This is a genomic window from Parabacteroides sp. Y3-G-102 (genome assembly GCF_023656845.1).
Taxonomy (GTDB): Bacteria; Bacteroidota; Bacteroidia; order Bacteroidales; family Tannerellaceae; genus Parabacteroides; species Parabacteroides distasonis.
Window position 1 is genome coordinate 62494 of record NZ_JAMOKU010000006.1, and the last position, 23490, is coordinate 85983.

Consider the following 23490-nt stretch of genomic DNA (forward strand, 5'->3'; position numbering starts at 1 on the left):
TTAATTATACGAGATTGTATGAATCTCCGGATAGTTACGATCATTAGAAGGTTTATAGGCACCGAAATAGGTGATGTAAATCTTCTTTTCTTTTGTATCTACGGCATAGATACAAAAACTGTTACTTGATAGGCTATCTTCTTCACGTATGACCCTGTTGTATACCACGCCTTTTTCACTTGGAGCTTGATTGGTACAAAGGATCATTTTTTGTGGAACGAGTTCCGCACTTTCGTTTTCTAATCCAGTCACGTCAAAATAGGCGTTGCAGTGGATATGTCCACCTAGATAGCAGATAAATTCTCCTTTACTATCGCTGAAATCAGCCTTGATATTGATGGGTTCTAGGTTGAATTGATTTGGATATACTTTCTCTAATGAGGAGCGAGTACGAAAAGCTTCGATGATTTCGGGGATCATATTCCACGAATGAACGTAATCCCCATCACATAAATAGGTATTATAATTCGCATTATAAGGTTGAAAAGGAAAATGAGTTAGAATAATGATGCTATGATGATTAGTCATTTGTTCTTTTAAAGCTATATTAATTAGCCAGCTAATTTGTTGTTGGGAAAAATAGGCATAAGTTAAAGTATTGTATTGAGAAGCAGGTTGATCCAACATGTCAAGGGCAATGAAGCGGATAGTACCTCCTTGAGGGTTTGGCAGATCTGAATAATAATAATTTTCGGAATGTTTGCGATTCTTTGAATAGTTATTGTTGGCAAATAATATTTCGTTGATCTCGTTCTTATATAAGAAAGTGCTGCCTATCTCTTCCTCGGAATTGCTGTCATGATTTCCTGTACAAATAAAAGTGGGAATATGGTTTTCATCATAAAGATGATGAATAAATGAACGCATACTTTCTTTCGCTTTCTTTTTCTTATCAAAGGAAATAAAATCACCTGTAGCGGTTATCGCATTGATTCGCAGTTCTTGTTGATTGGCGAATTGGATGGATTGTCGTAGATTTATAGGTAACTCGTAATTATTGCTCGGAGACCAAGAGGATAAATGAGAATCCGAAATATGGACGATCTTAAAACGTTCATAACTTCCACTATCTGTTTTATTGTACATGATTTTCGCTAGTCTCTGAGCTGCGAGCTTATTGTTTTCCCAATAAAAAGGTTCATTCTCTCCGCTACGCAAGTTGAGGTTTTTCCAATCATCTTTACAGCCTACTGATAAGATCAGCAGGATAAAAAGGGCATATATTTGTAAGGTCGTGTTATTCATAACCTATGTTGTATTAGAATAACGCGAATATAAAAAATATTTTGTTATTCCTTCATTCTAAACTCTTTTTTCAACGAACACCCACTACACCCGCTGCAAGGATCACTGGATTTCGGTTTCGTAAGCATTCGATAAACCTTATATGCGATATATCCGATAACCGAGATACCAATAACGCAAACTGCTATATCTTGCCACATACCTATAAATTTACCTCCTATATATAACTAAATAAAACATAGGAAAGTTCTTAGCTGAATAAACCCACAAAGAAATTCCCCGTTTGATAAACAATGAAAGAAACGATCCATGCTAGGACACAAGTATAAATGATAACGAATATACCCCATTTCCATGAGCCAGACTCGTTGACAATAGCCGATATAGTTGCTATGCACGGAAAATAAATCAAGACGAAAAGCATTAAGCTAATCGCTATGAGCGGTGTGAATACCAAATTACCTTCTGCGTTACGGTCTTGCTTCAAACGCTCCGACAGGGCTTGGCTGTCATCATCGGCATTCCCCGTGTATAATACGCTTAACGTGCTGACAACAACTTCTTTCGCCGCCATACCGGTAAGTAGGCTTACACTCATTTTCCAATCGAATCCTAAAGGAGCCAAGATCGGTTGAATCGTCTGGCCGATACGCCCGATATACGAATTTTGTTGGTGGTCGATTGCCTTCAAGCGTTCTAACTCCTCTATCGTATCTGTTTTTTCTTGAGAATCCAACTCCGTATTTTCGATCTCCGCTATCTGGCGATCAAACTGATCTCCGCTCTCCGAATGTCTGGGGAAATACCCAAGGAACCAGATGATGATAGAAGCGACCAAGATGATACCTCCCATCTTGTGCAAGTATTGTTTCGCTTTCTCCCACATATGGATCATGATGGATTTGCCGGTAGGCATCCGATAGGGGGGGAGTTCCATTACGAAAGGAACATCCTCCTCGTTAAACAGGAAGCGTTTGAAAAGACGGGCCATGATAACTGCCAGCAAGATTCCGGATACATATAAAGCTAATAACACAAAGCTGGCGTTCTTCGGGAAAAACGCCCCGGTCAGCAATACATAAACCGGCAGGCGGGCGCTACAGCTCATCAACGGATTTACCAACATCGTTATCATCCGGCTATTACGGCTCTCTATCGTACGGGAGGCCATGATAGCAGGAACATTACAACCGAATCCCATCACTAAAGGGATGAACGACTTTCCATGCAGTCCCATCTTATGCATGATCTTATCCATGATAAAAGCCGCACGTGCCATATATCCGGAGTCTTCCATGAACGATATGAACATATACAGAATCAAGATATTCGGCAGGAACACGATAACACCTCCCACGCCACCGATGATACCATCCACGAGAAGATCCTTCAAAGGTCCTTCCGACATATGGCTGCGCACGAAATTACCGATCACCTCGACCAATGCCTCTATCCATTCCATCGGATAGCCTCCCAAACGGAAAGTGGCCTCGAACATGATCCACATGAATAGGATAAAGATAGGGAAGCCTAAGACTTTATGCGTGACGAATAGATCGATGATCTGCGTACTCGTTGCCTCTTTGATCGTATTTTGTTCGTAAGTCTCACGCAACGCTCCGGAAATAAAGCCATAGCGTGCGTTCGTGAATGCGGTCTCACAATCCTCTTGCAATAACTTTTCTATTAGGGCTGTATTACGGTCTCTTTCTTGGAAGATCGTTTCGGCACCGGGCAGCGTTTTTATAAATGTCTCTATCTCCCGGTCTCCCTCTAATAGCTTGATAGATAGATAGCGCTTTGACAAGCTTTTGGGTATATCCACGCTATTTTTCAAGGTCTTCCTAACGTTGCTGATCCCTTTCTCTAAAGACTCTCCGTAATTAATATGGATATGACGGATGACAGGATCTTCTTCTTCGTATACCTTGATTACACGGTTAAACAAATCCTCTATGCCAAAGCCTGTTTTACTTACGGTCGGGATAATCGGTGCCCCGATCATTTTCGCTAAGGACTCATGATCGAATTTATTACCATGGCGTTCCAGCTCATCATACATGTTTAAGGCGATTACCATGCGAACGTCCATATCGATCAGTTGGGCGGTCAAATATAGGTTTCGCTCCAGATTGGATGCGTCGATAACATTGATCACCACGTCTGGTTGCTCTTCATTCAAATGCTTACGCACGTATAATTCTTCCGGCGTGTAAGCGGATAGGGAGTAAGTACCCGGTAAATCTACGATGCGGAATGTATAGCCATTCTGTTGGAAGGTTCCTTCCTTGGCATCTACGGTCACGCCGCTATAGTTACCCACATGCTCATGTGCTCCGGATGCGAAATTGAAAAGAGAGGTCTTTCCGCAGTTCGGATTACCAACCAAGGCTACGTTAATTGTTTTTCCTTTATGTAATGCGATGGCTTGCAATTCATTGCCGGAAGGCAGGATAAAAGAGTCTGCACTCCTGTTCGTATCTTGTACCGAGGTAGCTTGTTCCTTCTCGAAATCCGCCGCGCTAACGACTTCGATCAATGCGGCGTCCGAGCGTCGCAATGAGACATCATATCCCATTACACGATAGTGAATAGGGTCTTTGAGCGGAGCGTTTTGTATAACGATCACTTCTTTCCCTCTGATAAATCCCATCTCGATAATGCGTTTGCGGAAAGCTCCGCGACCCATTACCTTTACTATAACACCTTTATCGCCTGTGCGAAGTTCTGATAATCTCATGTCCTATTAAATGTTACGCGAAGGTAGCTTGAAAACTTCGTACCACCAATACCAACTAATAGGTATTTTTTTATTTCCATGGGTTGTTTTTCGAGTATTTTATGTATGTTTGTGCCACAAATTTCAACTTTAGACAAATGAAACTACGAATTACTTTGTTCGCCACCTTATTGGTTCTTCTGTCTGCTTGTTTTACAGGCTGTAAAAAAGAATTGAAGGATTTCTCTTTTAGTTATAGTATGGAAAGTGTAGATAACTACAAACTAATGGTTCTGTTTGATAGTGACAAGACATTCCGTATCGAGGAGTATAATTATTATATGGATAATTTCGCCAAGAAACGAGATCCTAAAATTATGGAGGGGACATTGACTGACGAGGAGTTTGCTTCTTTAAAACCGATTCTGCAAAAATGTAATTTCTTTAAGATGAAAGACTCTTATGGCTTTGAGGAGGAGACGAACCGGGATTTAGGGGATATCATGTATCAGGTTTCATTTACCACGGAAGGTAAGGAGAAATTTATCTCTATCCGTAATAGCGATACCGGACAATTTTCCGCTTCTTTCGTGAAGTTGATCGGTTTTATCAATACATTCTTGAATAATCATAAGAATGACTAAACGCTTTTAGCCGGAGATGGAGAATAAACGAAACCGGGTTCTATTGTGCTTAGGCTCTAATTGGGATAAAGAGAAAAATATGGAGCGCGCGGCGGAGATGCTGCGTGCTCATTTTGTTTTTATACAGTTTTCTCAGCCAGTTTATACGGAACCGATCGATTGTCCATTATCAACTACATTTTTGAATCGAGTGGCTGTTTTGTATAGCGAGGAGAGTCCGGTGCGAATAAAGGATGTCTTGAAAGATATAGAATGCTGCATCGGCCGTAAGCCGGAAGATAAATCTTGTGGGCGTGTGCCGATAGATATTGATTTATTGCAGTGGAACGACCAAATCTTGAAAGCTGAGGACTTGACCCGTGAATATGTTCTAGATGGCATCTGCTCGCTCCTTGCCGCAGGAGAGAATGATGAATGGTGCCAATAGAAAACCAAAGGAGCCGCTGTTGCGGATCAATGCGTTGATACCTTTGCATATCAAAGAAAGAACTGGGTTGCTTCGGTCTGCGTTATAAAATCCTTTCTCTACTTTAAGCTTGAACTGGTAGGGTGCCAATAAGTCCTCATAAGTCTGTATGGGAAGGATTCGTTCGGCCCAATTACCTGTAGCCGGATCGCAAGTATTGTATGGGTCTTCCGGGCTTGGTAAACTCTTTTTCTCGATCGCTTTTTGGATGTCGGGATAGGTCAAGCCTCTAGTCTGCCGGGCCCATGTCTCTACTTCTTTTGGGGAGAAAGCCGGGCAAAGTTTCGTTATGAATTGCTCTCGTAATGTATAATAGTTGGGGGATTCCAAAGATCCACTTTCGCATCCGACCATCATCTTATGTAACCGTTGTTGGACATACGGGTTGAATGGTGTAGAGGCTGTCGTGAATAGTAGATACATGGAATCGTTTATATGGATTAAATCCTTGAAGAACAAAGATAAATCATAGACATGCTCTATCAGGTCCGTAGCGATTAAAAGTTGGGGGTAGACTTTGTTCCTTGCGCACCAGTCCGCAAGAACATCTGAATCTCCATGGAGTATGATATCGGGGCCTATTCCTATTATTTGTTTCAATAGCTGGATCGTCTCCACGGAAGATGGGTTAAGATCAATATAAATAACTTGTCCTATTCCTATGGATTTCGCCAGAATACTAAGGAAGCCGGTTCCTCCTCCATAATCGATTAGCGTGACATCGGAGATAGGGGTTTGTATCGCTTGAAGTCCTCTTTGTAGGCAATCTGCGTATATATGCATGAAATAGCTTAACGCCGGCTTTAAGTTGCCGATGTATCGCTTATTATAATCGCTGATCGGTAATTTATTATAGTCGATCGCTTTCAAACGTTCGGTTAATGTATGTAATAAATCACTTCTATTCTCTTTCATCATATATCATCTTGTATAAACGTATCCCCTGATCTTCATTAGAAAAAGCAGGGAACAATAATTGTTTTCGTTTATCTATCACCTCTTTATCTATAGGTAGGGCCATTAATTGTTCGCAAGCCCGTATCATCTCATCCGGCGTATCGGCGATATGGCATAAAGGATCTAATCCGCTACCCGCTAGCATGAGATGATTGACAATCGTATGCCTTCCGGCGAATAAGCTGTTCAAAAGCTTTAGTTTTAGGCCGGTATCTTGAAATGTGATTAGCATATGAATTTGTGCGTTGTGGATCAATGCGTCCATACGTTCCTTACTGGGATTTGCTTCTACTTTTATATGTGGGTAAGGAGCGGCTGCCTCTCGTATCAAACGGGTCGGGTTCATGCCCGCTATTATGCAGGTATGTTTTAATTGGCTGAAAACATGCTTGGTGAGAAATAACACGGCTCGTTCATTCTCGATAACGGATAACTTGCCATGATATAAAATATAATCGGATTTTCCCGGTTCGGCCGTAATCCGGTTATTCTCGTGGAAACAAGGAACGAACTCGATCCTTTGATTGGGAAATTGTTTTCGTAAATAGTCTGCGTCTGTCGTGGATACGGCGATTATCAGATTTGCGTACCGTGCTACTTTCTGATAGGCTTGGAAGCGCATGGCCTCGATCTTGAAAAAGGCATTGCGAACCAATCCTTTGCCAGACTTTGCCAAGTGGCGATAATAATCGTGCTCGATATTGCACTCCCGGAATATCTTCATCCGGTTTCTTAAACGGGGATCGTCCATATAATAGCAGGAGTGGAGGCCCTCAAATAAGATCGGGTAATCATTTTGTAAAAGATTCTCGATCAAGCGATGATCTTTACGGCTATATACATTGTAAGGGAGCCATGTTAAATTAGCGATTACCCCGGTACGGCGTTTATAATAGAAAACCTTGTCGCAAATGCTTTCTAATTCCGGTGCATGCGGACGTTCATATTCGAAACAATGTAATATGAGTTTCACGCCGCAAGCACGCAAGGCTTCCAGTTTATAATACACATCAATAACCCCTCCGTAATTGGCGGGATAAGGTATATTGAACGATACTATGTTGAGGTATTTATCCATCTGCTTAAATTTCCTCAAATATACGCACAAATTGGCTAGCTTGTTCTTTCCGGGAATAATTCGATAGCTTATCCCGATTGACGGGCGAGGTCGTATATCCTTTTTCCTGCCATTCCTCATAGTAATGTTTCAAGAAATCGTACACCTCGTCTACCCGGGTTGCGGCCAGTCCGGAATGGGTCTCCTTGATGGCTTCGGCGAGGTAGGCCTCGTCACTTTGTACGCATAAGATGGGTTTTTCTACCGCAAGCGATTCAAAGAACTTAGTTGTCATGAAGCCTTTTGGACCAGACGTGTCAAACTTATTCGTCAAGGAAAGCAGCACCGAGCTTTTGTTCAAGATGAGGGGAATATCGGATGCCGGTACATACTCATGGTAATCCATGAAAGATTGCACCCCATGTCGTTCGGCCTCTTGGCGGATGATGGAGCGGGACTCTTGATCGGTATACCATACAACTCGAAAAGTTTCGGGGATAATGACCTTGTCCTCCGTAAGACGGGCGATGGCTGCAAATAATAACTCCGGATTTCGGATCGCTAAACTTAACAACCGTCCGGTATAGGTAATGATAAACCGGGAGGTCTTGATTTGTTGCGGATAGAACAACTCAGGATCGAATCCATTATAAATCAGTCTTACGTTGGGATTATATTGTTTGAGTACCTCCACATGCCAAGGCGATACGGTCGTGACACAATCCGCTACCTCCAAAGCGTTATTTCGCTTTCTAAGTAACCGTTTGCGAAATCGCTTTGTGATGAATGCGTCTAACCATGAAAATGTATGGAATTTATGCGATATATATTCGTTGGAGGCGTATTGCTCGATAATATCTCGTAAATCCACGACGAAAGGGAGGTTGGTATGGATCGCTAACGTCTTGGCGGCGGTTAAAGGAAAGGTGCGGTATGTGCTACACAATATCCCCTTGTATTGGTTGGTCTTTATTAAGGGGATGCATGCGTTGATTATTCTCATGTCTTTATAACCAAACAAGATGTCTAGAAACATGACCCACATCCATTCGATATGCTTTGAGATCTTTCCTGATGCTTTGTAGTAGCGGACGCAATACACGTCCGCATACCCCGTAAGGAATTCGAATGTATTGTCTTCTATGTATTCTGTCACTACGGTAACTTCCCATCCCATGCGTGTCAAATATTTGCATAGATATCCCATTCTGGGGGCGAAAGCGGGTGGGAACATATCACATATGATAAGAAGTTTATTCATGGATTCAATCAGTGTTATAAGAATAGACGAACGACTTCAAACGCTTCCGCATAGGTACATCCCGCTTGGACACCCCGTGCTCTCGCTAATGAATAGATAAAGTCCTTGGATAGATAATCTCTCGCTCCTTGCGATTTATAGGCTTTCAATGATTCTACCTTTGCGTCGATATGGCGCTCTTCCAGCCTTACAAAACATTGTGTATTGAATGTCAGGTTGTTCCAGATTAACTCATAACCTAATATATTCGTGTTTTTGAACGCCCGTAGACCCTCTTGGGCGATCGTCGTATGATCTTGGTGGATGTCGTGCAAGCTAGGGATGAAGACTAGGTCAAAATCGGATACTTTTTTCAGGCGTATTAACTCCTCTAATATCTCTTGTCTTGCGTATCCCAGTTTTCTTACTTCGTAATTGTATATGATTAGGTTTTCCGGTTCTATACCTAAGGTCTGGGTCGCTTGCTTGACCTCTGTCTTCAAGATATCTTTCGGAAAACCCTCGGGAACCGATTGCTGTGCGGTGGAGAAAGCCACATAGGTCACTTTTTTACCATCTTCTATCAGGCGTGAGATAGTTCCCCCCAACCCAAGTTCCCCATCATCCGTATGAGGGGCGAGGACTAAAATATTTTTACAATTAGTAATCATTCTTTCTGATTTATTTGAATACAGGGATTTTATTGTTTTCACTGCTTCGCTAATTCTTTTAATAGCTGGGCGTATAATTTACGTAAATAACTTCCGGACCCTTCTTGTACGGAGTCATTATGCCATAGTAAAACCAATTCACCTCCTACATTATTTACTTGTTCCACTAAATTCCGGCAATAGGTTAAAGCCCTGTCAAAATCCAGTCCCATATATTTCTCCTCCTCTAGGGTACAATCCATTATAATAAGCGGATGTAGTCGGAGAGGAGATAGCCGGCGGGTGATCGGATTGATCCAACGAACCGGGTAGCAAGTCCCTAACCGGAATCCGGAGACATCGGCGTACCCCATGGTGAAATCGTCCGTAACCCCAGCAGCCTCTATTTGGTCCATATCTTCCGGTTCCCGGATTGCCAAGAAATGATGACGGTTGAACCGAACATTTTTACCGATATGATCTTCCAGACCGGTTTTCTCTTTCCGGATAAGGCTGGGAGTCGTACCCGCTTGGTAGCTACTATGCAAACCAATAGTTACATTATGCTCTAAAGCACTTTTTATCAATTTACGAATATCTTTATTCCTCAAATCGTAATGAGGTTTGTCGTGCTTGGCTTTCCCCCCGTTCCGGATAAATAGGATAGGGTGACATTGTTCCTTCCCTATCAAGTCCTGAAGGATACTATTCTGGCGGAAAAACCAAGGGAAGGTATAAAACGGGTCTTTCTCAAGGGAACCGAATTTACCTTGAAAGGATTTATATAAACCTCTTCTATCTCTAATAGACCGTATCAAACCTTTCCACGAACGATATAGAGTCGGAGAATCTACGTCGTGCGTGAGGTAGATCTTCCGGATTTGCTTTTTTACCTCGGGTACACGTAACCGGGATTGGCGCAGCCAACGATGAAGCAGCATGCGATATTCATCCACGATCGGACGATGCAGGAAACCGGCCCGGTAGGGCAAGGACTCTTTACCGGGAAATCTTCCATGCTCATCCCGAAGTCCACGCCGTACCATCTCCTCGTATCTGGAAATGAGAAAATAAGTACTTGCGATGATATCGGCATGAACCACCCATGTATCTCTTATCCATTCCTCTTTCGGCGAGCCGAATAACAAGGGGATACCTTGAACCTCTCGCAAGGGGAGTTCTGGTAAGGAAGCGGGAGTCCCGTATGTTTGTCCATCAAAGAAGCCGGATGGAATGATAACGACGTTATATCGGTCGAATTTATTGGGATCAGCCGTGTACCCGATCGTTTCCACCAGTTCGCTAGGGACATCATCTCCTACAAGAAAGCGTATTATATAATGTAAAGTGCGATTTTTCATACCCATTTGCTTAGTTTAATGCGTGCTCTGTCTAATAAACTCAATTTCCCCCTAGATATTGTGAAAAATGGGGTTTGGATAGCTCCGAACTCGCGGAAGAAACGTTCTACTCCGGGTAACATAGACCCTTCGAAATCAAAGACCGTCGTAAATTGAGAAACGAAATGAAGACATTCCCACAGGACGTAGCTTTGCGCTCCGGAACCTCTATAGGCCGGATTTCCTCCTCCTGCGAGATAGTAAGCCGATCGATCTTGCCATACGATGAAAGCGGCCGCATGTAAATGGCCTTGCTCGTCATAACCTCCCCATAAATCACCTTGTCCTCTTTGTCGGCAAGTGGCGATCAAGTCTTTCAGTACATTCGTGTCTTCCTTGATTCGTACATGCTGGCGGTCAAATGTTTGGGTTTGTACAGCTAGGAACTCATTCAAAGGAATCCCTTTTTTTACGGATATATGGTATTTATTCTGCGCTTTCGTAATATTTCGCCGGATATTGGGGCTCATATTCTCCCATACCGCTTGATGATCCCGGATATTTTTTAATAAATAGGTATAACGTGTCGTTTGGTTATATCCCGCCCAATAAAACGGAAGCCAATCCGTAATGTCATAATTGAAATTTTGCAGGAAGTGCGGATAGCGTTTTAGTTCTTCCGTGAATTGTTTGCATAGTTCTTGACGTCGTCCTAACTCGGTCGTATATTTCGTGTCGGAGGAACTTGCGGCGAACCAAGGGCCCATCGTTTGGGTGTAAGAAGGCATTGAGACAATATCGGAATGGGGGACGTAAAGGGGGAGGGTTGCCTGTATCCTTCCCTTTTGTTCTATAAGCAAGACATCCCATTTTTTTTCTCCGCAAACCGTATCCAACCACCAGTCATGTGAGAAGATCGGTATATTTTTTTCAGTATTGCAAAGTAAACGATATTTGTCTTTATTACTCATTACAATTTTGTATAGGGGCGGGGTTTGCCCGCCCCCGCAAATTACTTGTTGGCTTTTAATGCGTCAAATATTAATTCGGATAATTCGTCTGCCAATTCGGGATTGTCCTCGACACATTGTTTTGCCGCATCACGACCCTGTCCCAATTTGGTATCATTGTAGCTGTACCATGAACCGCTCTTCTTGATGATATTCAGTTCAGAACCAAGATCGATGATCTCTCCGGAACGGGAGATACCTTGACCGAACATGATATCGAACTCTGCCTTGCGGAATGGAGGAGCCACCTTGTTTTTTATAACTTTCACACGCACTTGGTTTCCCTTGATCTCGTCACCATCTTTCAGCTTTCCAATACTACGGATATCCAAACGGACAGAAGCATAGAATTTCAATGCGTTACCACCTGTCGTCGTTTCAGGGTTTCCGAACATTACACCGATCTTATCACGCAATTGGTTGATGAAGATACAGGTCGTATTCGTCTTATTGATCGCGGCCGTCAACTTACGAAGGGCTTGCGACATTAGACGAGCTTGCAGACCCATCTTGCTGTCTCCCATATCGCCCTCAATCTCGGCTTTAGGAGTCAATGCGGCTACGGAGTCGATAACAATGATATCTACGGCGGATGAACGGATCAATTGCTCGGCTATTTCCAAGGCCTGCTCACCGTTATCCGGCTGGGAGATCCATAGGTTCTCTACATCAACGCCTAGCTTCTCGGCATAGAAACGGTCAAAAGCATGCTCCGCATCGATAAATGCGGCGATACCTCCTTTCTTCTGCGCCTCGGCGATCGCATGGATCGCTATCGTTGTCTTACCAGAAGATTCCGGACCATAGATCTCGACGATACGTCCTTTCGGATATCCACCTACGCCCAGCGCTGCGTTTAAAGCGATAGAGCCTGTCGGTATCACCTCGATATCCTCGATGCTTTCATCGCCCAGTTTCATGATCGAACCTTTTCCGTAGTTCTTCTCGATTTTATCCATTGCCGCACGTAAAGCTTTTAGCTTATCCGTGTTAGCGGCTGGTTTACCACCTTCTTCTTTCGCTTTTTCTTCGAACAAATTTTCTTCTTTTGCCATATGTGTCCCTTATAAATTAAGGATTTGATTTGCATGGTCTTTTGTCTTCACCTCTTTCGGCCCGATGATATTGGTAACAATACCTTCCTCGTTAATGATAAAGGTGGTCCGGAGAGTCCCCATGTATGAACGTCCGTACATTTTTTTCTCAGCCCACACACCAAACTGTTCTTGTAAGGCCGTGTCTGTGTCCGCTATTAAACGGAAAGGTAAGTTTTGCTTTTGTATAAAGCCTTGATGCGATTTGGCGCTATCTTTGCTTACTCCGATGATCTCGAAGCCTTTCGCTTGTAAGGCTTGATAGCCGTCACGTAAGCTGCATGCTTCCGCCGTGCAACCGCTTGTGTTATCTTTCGGGTAGAAATATAGAGCTACTTTCTTTCCTTGATAGTCACTCATCTTTACCTCTTTACCGTCTTGATCGGTTCCCAAAAACTCGGGAACCTTATCGCCTATTTGTATTGCCATATTACAATTCTAAGTCAATGTTAAACAATTCATGCCAAGGCAAACCTTGCTCATTTAGCTCTTTCATGAATGGGTCCGGATTGAATTCCTCCACATTCCATACACCCGGTTTCTTCCAAATGCCTTGCATAAATAATTTGGCGCCGATCATGGCGGGAACACCGGTGGTATAACTAACACCCTGCGCTCCTGTCTCTAGATAAGCGGCATGGTGGCTACAGTTGTTGTATACGTAATAAGTTAATTCCTTACCGTCCTTGATACCACGGATGCGGCAACCGATGGAAGTCTCGCCAGTATAATTCTCTCCCAGCTCACCCGGGTTCGGCAGTACGGCTTTTAAGAATTGGATCGGAACGATTTCCTGCCCGTTGTAAAGGATCGGGTCGATACGAGCCATACCGATATTTTGGATGACACGTAGATGAGTCAAGTATTCCTGTCCGAAAGTCATCCAGAAACGAGCCCGTTTGAGGGTCGGGAAGTTTTTGGTCAAACTTTCCAATTCCTCGTGATACATCAAATACGATTCTTTCGGTCCTACATTCGGATAATTCAAGGCTTTATGTACGCTTAACGGATCGGTCTCCTTCCATTCCCCATCCTCGAAATATTTGCCACGTTGAGTAATCTCACGGATATTGATTTCCGGATTGAAATTGGTAGCGAATGCCTTATGGTGATCTCCTGCGTTGCAGTCTACGATATCCAGATAGTGTATCTCGTCGAAATGATGCTTTGCCGCATAGGCTGTATATACGCCGGTAACCCCCGGATCGAAACCACATCCCAAGATAGCGGTAAGACCGGCTTTCTCGAAACGATCTTTATAGGCCCATTGCCAGCTGTATTGATATTTGGCTTCATCAAGCGGTTCGTAGTTGGCCGTATCTAAATAGCTAACACCGTATTCCAGACAAGCATCCATGATATGCAAATCTTGATAAGGTAAGGCCAGATTTACCACCAAATCCGGTTTGAAGGCGTTAAACAAGGCAACAAGCTCTTGCACGTTGTCTGCGTCTACCTGTGCGGTTTGCACTTTCACGTTCTTGATATCGGCGGCGATCTTGTCGCATTTACTTTTCGTACGGCTAGCTACCATGATATCCGTGAAGACATCCGCATTCATCGCTATTTTCTTAACAGCAACGGTACTTACGCCCCCTGCACCAATAACTAATACTCTTCCCATTTACTAATAGAATTAATCTTGTTAATATACAGTTTACAAGGTTTTCAACCAATGGACAAATATACGGCTTTTCCTTGACAATCCCTATATATTTATTCATTTTAGAACGGAAGAGGGAAAAGAAAGATACAGCTAATGAATGTGAATAATGAAAATAGTCGTACTTTTGTCACATTTACTGTTTAAAGTTTGGACATGAGATTCTTAAATAATGTCGGGGGTGTTTTTATTCTGCTTTTATTAGCGTTGGGGTGTAAACCTGAGGCGAAGCGGAGCCGTGTGCTTGTGATCCAATCTTTTCGGTGGGATGATAAGAACTATCTGGAATTAAACTCAGATATCCGGAAAGAGCTGGGAAAAAATCGGGTGAATGCGGACATCCGTACGTTTTATCTCGACTGCGAGTGTTATATGGCTGAGGAGGAAGAGGAACGGATGTATAACTTTATCGATACGATCCGTCTTTGGAAGCCCGACATCATATTGGTGAATGATGATCAGGCTACCTATACGTTGATGAAATGCGGCCATCCTTTTGTAAAGAAAGTTCCGGTTGTTTTCTCTGGCGTCAATTTCCCTAATTGGGATTTGCTGGAAGAATATCCGAATGTAACAGGTAGCTGGGATAAGATTGATTATGAGGAGAACCTTCGTTTGATCGATCGGCAAATGGGAAAGTCTCGCATTTATATCAATTATGATAAGACCTCCTTAGGGCAGTTGGCTTTCCGGGAGTTGATAAAAGCGGTCGATACGAGCCGGTATGTGTTGGATTATAATCAATTGGCTTTCCAATTAAATGATCCGGACTTTAAGGTGGATTCCATGATGTTTAGAACCGAGATGAGAATGAAGGCGATACGTCCTTCGAAAAATATAATCCATTTCATGCCTTTTCGTAAAGCCAATGGGGAGTTTTTATTGAGTAATATTAATGGTACCTATCCTTATTGCGTATTTTTCAATATCCGTTATGACTATACATCCGCAGGCTTGTCTAAGATGTTCGTGACTCCTTCATTTACGGCAGTGCGGGAAATCTTTAATATAAACGTGGAAGTTCTGGGAGGCTATTTTTGCTCGAACCGCATACAAGCGGCGGAACAGGCTAGGTTGGCGGCTAAAATTCTTTCCGGTACGCCTGTCTCTTCCGTTCCGATCGTAGAGAGTCCCAAAGAGTATCTGTATGATTGGGTAGAGATGCAACGTTTAGGTATTTCAAAGGAAGAGGTCCCTACTAATGTTCATGTCATAAATATGCCTATTTCCGAACGGTATAAGATAGAGGTTTTTATCGCCTCTTCCTTGGGTGTGATCTTATTGTTGGCATTGATCGGTTATTTGTTTTATCTCTATTGGCGGGAAGCAAGACGAAGGAAAGAGGTGCTCGCTAATTTAAAGCAGGAGAAAGAGCATCTTTCTTTAGCGTTGGAAGGGGGTAATATATTCGCTTGGAAATTACAGTCTGGAACTTTCCGGTTTGACAACGAGTTCTTTAGCTATGTGAATACTTCTCCTCGGGAAATTCCTTTGGATGAGCTGTACGAGATGGTCCATCCGGACGACAGGCAGAGTTTGCGATCCTTAATTGATTTCATTTGTACGGGTACAATCTCTCATCATATCCTTCAATATCGTTGCGATTTTAACGGGAAAGGTTACCAATGGTGGGAATTTCGTTACGGAAGCTTAGAGGATGCGAATGATGGGTATGTAATCAATGGCTTATGTTTGAATATCCAAAATATCAAGGATACGGAGGAGGTATTGATCTCTGCGAGGGAAAAAGCCGAGGAGTCGGATCGGATGAAGTCGGCTTTCTTGGCGAATATGAGCCATGAGATCCGTACGCCGCTGAATGCGATTGTCGGTTTCTCGAATTTAATGAACTCGGAAGAGGTCTTGGAGCCGGAAGAGCGTGAGCAGTTCGTGAAGTTGATTAATACGAACTCCGACTTACTATTGAAACTGATCAATGATATTTTAGATCTTTCCCGTATGGAATCCGGAAAGATGAGTTTTGTTTTCGATCGCCATGATTTGAATGTCTTGATCAATGAAATCTATTGTACTTTCCAATTGATGATGCCCGAGGGGGTAGAGCTACGCATGCGTGTCCCCGAGATCCCGGTGGTTGTGGCGGTAGATCCTTATCGGCTGAAACAAGTATTGTCTAATTTTATCAATAATGCCATCAAGTTCACGACTTCGGGCTATATAGAAGTTGGATACTATTTCTGTACGAAAGGCGACTGCCTTCATATCTATGTAGAAGACACTGGTATCGGCATCCCTGAGGAGAAACAGAAGCAAGTCTTTGATCGTTTTTGCAAATTGGATGAGTTTGCGCAAGGCACCGGACTCGGACTGGCGATTTGCCAAGTGATAGCGCAGCGTTTCGGCGGTGAGATACAATTGAAGTCAGAATATGGTAAAGGTAGCCGTTTTACGCTAACTTTGCCTAAAGAACGTATAGGTTGACAAAGCATGGAACAAATAGAGGAACTTTCACGATTTATCAAGGAACATGCGTCGGATGATTTGAATCGTCTGTTGCTTTCCGCCTCTCGTTATCCGGGGATCGATATCCCTTTCGTGGTGGATCAATTAAAATCTCGGCGGCAGATCAAGGATAAACTACCTTCATGGTATCAAAACGATCGACTGGTTTTTCCGGCGAAGATAGCGGCGGAGCAATGTTCCTCGGAACAGACTGCCTTGTACAAACAGAGGTTGGTAGATCCACAGGCACATGTATGTGATTTGACTGGTGGATTGGGGATCGATAGCTATTTCTTCTCCCGGAAAGTACGGCAGGTTACCTATATCGAACGCTTTTCCGCTTATTGCGAGGCGGCTATCCATAATTTCAAGGTGCTAGACGTTGGTAACGTAACGGTATTGAATGGTGATTCTACGGAGTTGATAGATAAGATCGATGGAATAGATGTGTTTTATATCGATCCGGCTCGTAGGGGAGAGGGGAATAAGCGGGTTTTTGCGCTGCAAGATTGCGAGCCGGATTTGACAAAGTTGGTTCCTGTCTTGTTTGGTCATGCCTCTAAGGTGATCGCTAAATTATCTCCGATGGCGGATATTCATATGACGTTGGATTTGCTTCCGGATGTGACAGCCATACAGGTGCTTTCGGTGAAAAATGAATGTAAGGAGCTTTTGTTTGTGTTGGAGCGAGGCTCGAAAGGCGGGAGTCCTCAAATCTGTTGCGTGAATTTCACTTCGGAGGAAGAGCCGGAATTGTTTGTGTTCTCATTGGTGGAAGAACGGGAAACTGTCGCTTCCATCCGTGGAGAAGTCAAGCGTTATTTATACGAACCGAACGCTTCCATCTTGAAGGCGGGTGCGTTTAAAGCGGTCGCCACTCGTTTTGGATTGAATAAATTGCATGTCAGCAGTCATTTATATACGTCGGATGAGGTTGTCCCTAGTTTTCCGGGACGTTCTTTTGTGGTAGACGAAGTGATCCCCTTTACGAATAAACAATGTAAGACCTTGTCGAGGCAGATTCCCCAAGCGAATATCACAGTCCGTAATTTCCCCCTCTCGGTGGATGAGTTACGTAAGCGAACTAAAATTGCGGATGGAGGAACTATCTATCTTTTCGCTACTACTCTGGAAAATGGGGATAAGGTACTTATCAAAACTCATAAGATATAGGATACTGCATGGGCGTTGCAGTGTTACTGCATAGGTGCTGCAGTACTATTGCTAGACCTGTTGCAGTGATATCCGAAGGGATATAAAAAAAGTGTATGATGTTATCACCATACACTTTTTATGATATGAGGTTTATATTACTTCAATAGATTCGCACGCATTTCCTCAATCTTAGCTTTTGACTCACGAGCCGTATTTATGGTTGCTACCATTCCGCTTAACGGAGCGATTGTAGTTCCTAATTGCTCCAAGTCAGGATAATATTTAGCTAAGTCGGCTGTGATCTGCTGGATGATACCGATACGTTTTTCCATATTCTCGCTCAAACCGGCGGAAATAGCGTCGCCTTTAACAACCAAGCCCGGGTTTGCGTATACAATGGCATATTCTACAGCCATGCCCCCTAACAACTCAAGCTCAACGTCAGCCTTATCATTTTCCATCATAGCGTCGATCAATTTGTTTTCTTGGTTTTTCATGAATTTGCTTAACTCCTCTTTGCTGGCGTTAGCGGGAGCGGACTCTTTCATGATGTCGATAGCGAATGGAATGTCCAGATCCGTAGTCAATTTAACCAATACGTTCTCGATATCTGTAGTCGGCTTTTTCATAGCCTTCAATACGTTCAAGTCTGCGAAGTAGATACCGCAAGCACGTGCTTTCTGGGCTTGTGTGTTCAATTCGGAAACCTTGCTGACCGGCAACATAAAATCAGTATTAGCGACAGAGATCGTAACCTCGCCGGTAGATACTTTGTAAGGCAACTCCGAATCCGGCATATCTTTCAAGAAACGAGTAACCTCGTCTTTCAACTCGGCAGTAAGCAGACCTTTAGATACTTCTCCTGCGATAGCTGCTTCTTCCTCTACTTTTTGCTCAGCGGCGTCTTGTTTTTTACTGCTGTTGCAAGATACCATTCCAAATGTAATCGCTGCTATGGTTAGCAGGCTAACAAAACTCTTTTTCATGTTATTCTTTATTTTTAGATTATATATTTTGTCATTAATCGCTCCCTTTGTTTAAATACTTGCCGGGAAACTCTGCGAAGATAGATATAATTACCAATAAAGCAAAGATTCCTAACATTAATAAATTAAATGTAAAAGTAGAAAATGTATAACCGGCGAATTTTTTCTCATGACTATAGAAAGGCGCACGTCCCCAATTATTGTCCGGTTCCAGATAAATCTGCCCGATTTTAGGATAGATCCGGTTGTGAGCCTCCTTATAGAATTGGGTACTGGTTGAGTTAAGTACCAGTTCCTCAATGGCCGAGTTATGGTGCTCTTTTTTCAAGGTGTTCAACCATTCGGAGCCATGTTCTTGAATGACCTCTTTCCGTTTTTTCTCTAATAACGCCGTGAAATTATCGCTACGGGTATGCAGGGCTTTTTCCACTTTATCCATATAGCTCTCGTAACTCTCTTTGGACGTATAGGGGGCGATACGGGCGGCACGGGATAGTACGGCCAGTTCGTTGTGGATCGTCCGGGTGTTTTCTTCCCGTTTATTCGGGATCAGGTTGAGGCTGTTTATGAGGCTGCGCACCTCGTCGGCATGGACATTCCGGTAATATTGCGCTAGGAACTTTTCTTTTTCGACCGTGAAAAATAGGCGGTTGTAGCTGTTGTTCCGGAATTGTTCCGTAACCAACGCCTCGAATGCCCAACGTGAGGGGATAACCTCACCGATAAGGGGCACTATGTTCCGGCTGGATGCGCTCCTGCTCAAATCGTCGAACTTGACAACTAAGCCGCAAAGTAAAATCTGCGGGATTAAAAGCAGCGGTATCGTTATATAGATCGCTACGATCGAGTTTAAAGATTGCGATAGTATCAAACCTGTCAGGTTGGCGAGGAATGAGGTTGCCCATAGCGTGATCCACCAAGTAAGGAACATCTCGCTTCCGATGCCTATCAATAAATTTCCTACCACTATGAATAGCAAACTTTGGATCGCTGAGATACAAAGCAGGTAGAACATCTTTGACGAGAGATAACTGCCTCGGCTCAATCGCAAGAATCGTTCTCGCTTTAGGAGCGTCCGGTCCTTGATGATCTCTTCGGCGCTGATGCTTAATCCCGTGAAAGTAGCGACAATCACCGCCATGAAAATGTAGGATACCAGATTTTTGTTCGCCAGCAAAGAATACCCGTCATCGGGTACGAAGCGGGTGAGCAGGGCCACGATCACCGCCAATAAAGGAGTCTCCAGTAAGGCGATGCACAAATACTGCTTATTGGTCAGCTTGGTTTTTATGTTTCTTTCCAAGAAGATACAGAATTGCTTCCAGATCGAGGGCTTCTGCTGATGATTCGGGGGCAGGGGGGTAGGCTTAACCTCTTGGAACTTCGGGCGGGAAGCTACATATAACTCATGCCATTCTTTTGAAGTTATCTTCCGGATGTTTGTCTGGTTTCCGCTATCGTCTATCTTTTTTGCGTCGATAATAGTTAGGATTAATTCTGGATTGATATTTCCACAAGTGCCGCACACGCTGATATCCTGATCGGTGTAATTGGCGATCCGTTTGAAATAAGTGATCGCCTCGATCGGGTTACCGTCGTAAATCGGGTAACCGCCGGTATCTAATAACCACAGGCGATCGAACAACTTATAGATCTCGGACGAAGGTTGATGGATATTGACAACCACGAGCCGTCCCCGGTGCGTTTGTTCCTTTAACAGCATGATGACCTTCTCGGAGTCGGTGGACGAGAGGCCGGAGGTTGGCTCGTCCAAATAAAGGATCGCCGGCTCACGGATAAGTTCCAGTGCTATATTTAAACGTTTACGCTGCCCTCCGCTGATCGTTTTCCGGATTGGAGACCCGACGGCCAAATCCCGGATCTTGCTCAGATCCAAATCCTCCAGTATCGTATTGACACGATCCTCGATCTCCTTTTCGGTCAGGTTCGCGAAACAAAGGCGGGCGGTATACCATAGATTTTGGAATACGGTCAGCTCCTCGATCAGCAAGTCATCCTGAGGCACGAAACCGATCAATTGCTTGCATTCCGGATCACTCAGCGGATGTCCATTCAAGCATACACTTCCCTCACCGGGGATAATATTCCCATTTAAGATGCTTAACAAGGTAGACTTACCAACGCCGCTTCCTCCCATGATGGCTACCAACTGGCCGGATTCAAGGTTGAAAGAGAAATTGTGCATACCGTTCTCGCTATTTTTGAAGCTGAACTCGATATCCCTCCCGGTTAATAAAATACGTTCCTTATGCTCATTCTGATTGAATACATCGAGGACATCACTATAATAAACCGGCAAGAATAGCGGGCTTTTGATTACGCTGCTACGTTGCCAGCCATAGAAGATACCGGAAGTAAGCGGGATATCGTTCATGAATACCCGTCCGCTGCCTTGGTAGATAAAGACCATTCGGTCGAACCGGGTCAGTCTCAACACCCGTATCTCGCCCTCCAACCCCCTTCTGTAGATATGGTTGACGTCTTTATCGCTATCATCAGCGTTGATCGTAAGTATGGAGGGGGATTTTTTACCGACAACAAAGGCGTATAGATTGTCGAAGGTATCCGTGTCGATATTAAATATCGTAGCGATCTTATGGAAAATGGCTAAGTTCTCGTTCAATCCTTCATTGTTGCCATGGGCGAACTCCATGAAACGGAGAAGAAGCAATAGCTGGTCTTCCGCAATCAATTTGGGCTTGAGCTGGTTGCATACGTTGATAATAACACTCTCTCTATCGATATCGAAGTCCGGATCATCGTAAACACTTTGTATCTCATCAAATAGCTCCATATATTCTTTATGGGAGCGGATACCAAAGTGACTGGTTAAGTAAGAATTGACGGCCTGACGCGCTTGGTCACTTTCTATTTTTGCCAACGAAGCAAATATAGCGAACAAGTTCAGTAGCCCATTGAGTATAGTTTCATTCATTCATCAAAGTATTGTTTCAAATGTCTTGCAAAGATAAGGTAAGTGAAACAAAAAACAGGTCGAATGTTAGACTTTTTAAGCAGTCAAGTGAATAACATGATCAATAATTGGGCAGAAATCACCCGGATGAACATGGATAACGGGTAAACCGTAGCGTAAGATACGGAAGGCTCGTCACCCTCGACGGTCGTATTGGCATAACTCAAGGCCATCGGATTGGCCATGCTTCCGCATAGCATACCTATGTTGTGGGCGTAATCTAGCTTGAAGAATTGCGAGGCGATGAACCCGACGATCAAGACCGGTACGATCGTCAATAGGAAACCGAGGCCGATCCATAACAATCCTTCGGCACGGAAGACGGTCTCGAAGAAATGAGCTCCGGAGTCGATTCCCAGTCCCGCCAGATAGATCACTATACCAAACTGCCGCATCATCAGGTTCGCGCTCTGGGTGGTATAAGTCGTTAGGTGGAAACGGGGGCCGAACGCACCCATCAAGATTCCAACGATGATCGGTCCTCCGGCGATACCCAGCTTGATGGGGGTACTCATTCCCGGTATGGCAATTGGGATCGCCCCGATTAATACGCCCAGCGTAAGTCCTACGAATATGGCAAGCAGGTTGGGGTTATCCAGCCGTTTCAGCTCGTCTCCCAAGATCTTACCCACGTTATTCACGGAATTGGCCTCGCCTACGATCGTTAGTTTATCCCCGATCTGTAGACGGAGGTCACGGGAGGCCACCAGATCGATACCCGCACGGTTCACTCGGGTGATGTTGATCCCGTATAGGTTGCGGAGCCGGAGCGAACCTAGCTTTACCCCGTTTACCCGGTTGCGGGTTACGACGATACGGCGGGAGATCAATTGGCTGTCGATAGCGTTCCAGTCAATATCTTCCTTATTCCAGTCCGTAGTCTCTTGTTCTCCGAAAAGTACCTTGATGGATTCGACATCCGCCTTTACGGATATGATAAGCAAATGGTCTTTTTCCTTTAAGATGGTTTCAGAGGTAGGGATCGTCACCTTTCCGTTCCTCCAGAGGCGGGAGATCACGAAATGTTTCTCTGTCAATTTCATGACTTGCTGGATGCTCTTATTGTAAATAGAGGGGTTTAATACCTGAAATTCCGCTACGTTTGTTGTCGTGTCTTGCTCCTTATGCGTGTTCTGTGTCTTTTTAGCGAATAAGGACCTCAAGATGATAATAGCGAGAATTACGCCTACGACACCTAATGGATAAGCTACGGCACAGGCCAGAGCCATATCCGTTACGTTCCTCGTATTTTCCGGATCCATCTGTAAGAGCGCTTGCTGGGCGGCACCTAGGGCCGGGGTATTCGTTACGGCACCGGATAGCAACCCTACCATAACGGGGACGGAGATTCCTGTTATCCAATGAAACACCAACGTCAAAATCAGTCCTAAAGCGATCACCCCTAATCCCATCGTATTCATTTCCACCCCGCCTTTTTTTAGGGAAGAGAAGAAACCGGGACCTACTTGCAATCCCAAGGTATATACGAAAACGATAAGCCCGAAGTTCTGGGCGAAGTTCAGCATGTCCTTATTTACGGTAATGCCCAGATGCCCTGCCATAATACCGGCGAAGAATACAAAAGTAATGCCTAATGAAATGCCGAATATCTTTAGCCGCCCTAAATACACACCAACCGCCGCCACGATAGAAATGACAGCCACGGCCTGTATCATCGAGGGTTCTGCAAGCGTCTCAAGTAACCAATTCATAAGAGTTTCTTTTTTGCTTTAGAAGCGCGAAAATACATAAAACAAAGCAATTAAAAAAATTGTAGTATCTTTGCCCACGAAATAACGATGATAC

Annotated in this window: 19 protein-coding genes; 4 read left to right on the forward strand and 15 right to left on the reverse strand. The window is 43.9% G+C overall.

Annotation, left to right across the window (positions count from 1 at the left end):
* The 3 genes from NBH16_RS04290 to feoB are packed head-to-tail and all read right to left on the reverse strand — an operon-like array spanning position 1 to position 3985.
* Complete coding sequence (locus NBH16_RS04290; protein ID WP_250788165.1) at positions 1-1245, reverse strand: metallophosphoesterase family protein; 1245 nt, start codon at positions 1243-1245, stop codon at positions 1-3.
* A gap of 44 nt (positions 1246-1289) precedes the next feature.
* Complete coding sequence (locus tag NBH16_RS23265) at positions 1290-1445, reverse strand: FeoB-associated Cys-rich membrane protein (RefSeq protein WP_270616621.1); 156 nt, start codon at positions 1443-1445, stop codon at positions 1290-1292.
* 50 nt (positions 1446-1495) lie between these two features.
* A complete protein-coding gene (gene feoB, locus NBH16_RS04295; protein ID WP_009017843.1) occupies positions 1496-3985 on the reverse strand; it encodes a ferrous iron transport protein B in 2490 nt (829 codons plus the stop codon).
* Between the two features lie 137 nt (positions 3986-4122).
* Between feoB and NBH16_RS04300 the strand changes: the two genes are divergently transcribed.
* Positions 4123-4608: a hypothetical protein gene (locus NBH16_RS04300; protein WP_008771835.1), complete on the forward strand. Its 486-nt coding sequence runs from the start codon at positions 4123-4125 to the stop codon at positions 4606-4608.
* Between the two features lie 16 nt (positions 4609-4624).
* The gene (locus tag NBH16_RS04305; protein WP_081031975.1) at positions 4625-5035 is read left to right on the forward strand and encodes a 2-amino-4-hydroxy-6-hydroxymethyldihydropteridine diphosphokinase; all 411 of its coding nucleotides are present in this window, start codon (positions 4625-4627) and stop codon (positions 5033-5035) included.
* Here NBH16_RS04305 and NBH16_RS04310 read toward each other — a convergent pair.
* Genes NBH16_RS04310 through NBH16_RS04350 form a run of 9 tightly spaced genes read right to left on the reverse strand, consistent with a single transcriptional unit; the run spans position 4979 to position 14046 of the window.
* Positions 4979-5992 carry a class I SAM-dependent methyltransferase gene (locus NBH16_RS04310; RefSeq protein WP_121962718.1) on the reverse strand — a complete coding sequence of 338 codons (1014 nt, stop codon included), beginning with the start codon at positions 5990-5992 and terminating at the stop codon, positions 4979-4981. The genes NBH16_RS04305 and NBH16_RS04310 overlap by 57 nt on opposite strands.
* Positions 5976-7109, reverse strand: a complete 1134-nt coding sequence (locus NBH16_RS04315; RefSeq protein ID WP_005868137.1) for a glycosyltransferase family protein — start codon at positions 7107-7109, stop codon at positions 5976-5978. The genes NBH16_RS04310 and NBH16_RS04315 overlap by 17 nt, the downstream gene beginning before the upstream one ends.
* Before the next feature lie 4 nt (positions 7110-7113).
* Positions 7114-8349 (reverse strand): glycosyltransferase, encoded by a 1236-nt coding sequence (locus NBH16_RS04320; protein ID WP_121961289.1) that lies wholly within the window; start codon positions 8347-8349, stop codon positions 7114-7116.
* 14 nt (positions 8350-8363) lie between these two features.
* On the reverse strand, positions 8364-8999 hold the full coding sequence (locus tag NBH16_RS04325; RefSeq protein ID WP_005868139.1) for a PIG-L deacetylase family protein: 636 nt from the start codon (positions 8997-8999) through the stop codon (positions 8364-8366).
* A 38-nt stretch (positions 9000-9037) separates the two neighbouring features.
* Entirely contained in the window at positions 9038-10345 is a 1308-nt protein-coding gene (gene vimE / locus NBH16_RS04330; protein WP_172618154.1) for a UDP-2,3-diacetamido-2,3-dideoxy-alpha-D-glucuronate deacetylase VimE, read from the reverse strand.
* Positions 10336-11289, reverse strand: a complete 954-nt coding sequence (locus tag NBH16_RS04335) for a GNAT family N-acetyltransferase (protein WP_008771840.1) — start codon at positions 11287-11289, stop codon at positions 10336-10338. Before NBH16_RS04335 ends, vimE begins: the two co-directional genes overlap by 10 nt.
* Positions 11290-11330: 41 nt before the next feature.
* The gene (gene recA, locus NBH16_RS04340) at positions 11331-12383 is read right to left on the reverse strand and encodes a recombinase RecA (protein WP_087343863.1); all 1053 of its coding nucleotides are present in this window, start codon (positions 12381-12383) and stop codon (positions 11331-11333) included.
* A 9-nt stretch (positions 12384-12392) separates the two neighbouring features.
* Entirely contained in the window at positions 12393-12851 is a 459-nt protein-coding gene (gene bcp / locus NBH16_RS04345) for a thioredoxin-dependent thiol peroxidase (RefSeq protein WP_250788166.1), read from the reverse strand.
* A gap of 1 nt (position 12852) precedes the next feature.
* On the reverse strand, positions 12853-14046 hold the full coding sequence (locus tag NBH16_RS04350; protein ID WP_250788167.1) for a saccharopine dehydrogenase family protein: 1194 nt from the start codon (positions 14044-14046) through the stop codon (positions 12853-12855).
* Between the two features lie 195 nt (positions 14047-14241).
* On the opposite strand from NBH16_RS04350, the gene NBH16_RS04355 reads away from it, so the two are divergent.
* Both NBH16_RS04355 and NBH16_RS04360 read left to right on the forward strand, forming a co-directional pair.
* Positions 14242-16527, forward strand: a complete 2286-nt coding sequence (locus NBH16_RS04355; protein ID WP_008771843.1) for a sensor histidine kinase — start codon at positions 14242-14244, stop codon at positions 16525-16527.
* A gap of 6 nt (positions 16528-16533) precedes the next feature.
* Positions 16534-17721 (forward strand): THUMP-like domain-containing protein, encoded by a 1188-nt coding sequence (locus tag NBH16_RS04360; protein WP_250788168.1) that lies wholly within the window; start codon positions 16534-16536, stop codon positions 17719-17721.
* 137 nt (positions 17722-17858) lie between these two features.
* Here the strand turns inward: NBH16_RS04360 and NBH16_RS04365 are convergent, their stop codons facing one another.
* From NBH16_RS04365 to NBH16_RS04375, 3 genes are all read right to left on the reverse strand, one after another.
* Positions 17859-18689, reverse strand: coding sequence for a hypothetical protein (locus NBH16_RS04365; protein WP_009276759.1), 831 nt, complete (start codon positions 18687-18689; stop codon positions 17859-17861).
* A gap of 34 nt (positions 18690-18723) precedes the next feature.
* Positions 18724-21645: an ATP-binding cassette domain-containing protein gene (locus NBH16_RS04370; RefSeq protein WP_122143721.1), complete on the reverse strand. Its 2922-nt coding sequence runs from the start codon at positions 21643-21645 to the stop codon at positions 18724-18726.
* Between the two features lie 83 nt (positions 21646-21728).
* On the reverse strand, positions 21729-23396 hold the full coding sequence (locus NBH16_RS04375) for a putative transporter (RefSeq protein ID WP_008771847.1): 1668 nt from the start codon (positions 23394-23396) through the stop codon (positions 21729-21731).
* Positions 23397-23490: the final 94 nt, after the last annotated feature.